Annotated in this window: 1 protein-coding gene; it reads left to right on the top strand. The window is 43.8% G+C overall.

Going from position 1 to position 363, the window contains the following annotated elements; translation table 11 throughout:
- On the top strand, positions 1–262 hold a 262-nt coding region (locus ACTRWI_RS22755), incomplete at its 5' end, for a helix-turn-helix domain-containing protein (protein WP_499133947.1).
- Between the last annotated feature and the right edge of the window lie 101 nt (positions 263–363).

Below are 363 nucleotides of genomic sequence, written 5' to 3'. Positions count from 1 at the left end.
CCGTCAACTTCTCGAAGCACACGGTCCATTAGCTTTGAAACGTATGTATGGCCAACCAAGGCACAGTAACCGCATCGATGAGAAGACTCGAAATGTCGTCATCTCATTAACGCTCAAATTACCTCATCTAACATCGATCAGGATCAGTGGTGAGATGAGAAAGCGATTTAACATCTCGATTAGTCACTCAACAGTAAGGAACATCTGGCTTGAAGAAAAGCTGAATACAAGAGAGTTACGGGAAGCTCGTGCCGAGGCATAAATCATCGAATAAGAGCAGAACTGTCAAGGTTGACTACTATTAATAAGACTATGACAGAGTCCTTCGGTAATTAGACCGTCAACCTCCCTCGGTAATCACAC

Source organism: Pseudoalteromonas sp. G5_S1_14_S5 (assembly GCF_054968605.1).
Note: the sequence above shows the minus strand (reverse complement) of the source record. Positions and strands in the feature narration are given on the sequence as shown.